We start from the raw sequence: 507 nt of genomic DNA, 5'->3' as shown, positions 1-507 counted from the left end.
GCCCTCCTCATCCCAATGCACTGGCTGCACGCGCGGCGAACGTTCGGGCGTACAACCCATTTCAGGGCCCGGATTGGCGTGATACACGATCCATGGCGTTCCGTCACTCATCTGGAAGAACCCGTTATGTCCCGGCGCATATACATTGCCGGCCGGGTTCTTCGCCAAGATAGGGTGCTTTTCCTTAGACCACGCTTTTGCATCCAAGGGGTCGGCGCCTGCTTTGGCGTGCAGCAGGCCAATGGCGTAATCATCGGACCAGCAGGCGCTGCCTGAGTAGGTCAAGAACAGGTCACCGTTAGGGCCCTCCAGGAATTCGGGACCTTCCAGGATCTGCCGTCCACCCTTCATCTCCCAAGTCTGGTCGGGGCGCGCGATGATGGTTTCCGCTCCAGTCAATGTCCAGGGATTGGACATGGCCACGATGGCCAGCACGCTGTCCGGGCCAACATAGGGGGAGTAAACGAAATAGCGCTTTCCCCCGGTGCTAAAGGTCGTGCCATCTAT

1 protein-coding gene is annotated in these 507 nt (G+C 59.2%); it reads right to left on the bottom strand.

Annotated features, from left to right (window positions below; genetic code table 11):
- Positions 1-507: family 43 glycosylhydrolase (locus ACXJKH_RS22050; protein WP_457322580.1), on the bottom strand; the 507-nt coding region annotated here is incomplete at both ends.

Source organism: Stenotrophomonas sp. P5_B8 (assembly GCF_054049855.1).
The sequence above is the reverse complement of the archived record's forward strand: the minus strand, read 5'-3'. Positions and strand labels throughout refer to the sequence as shown.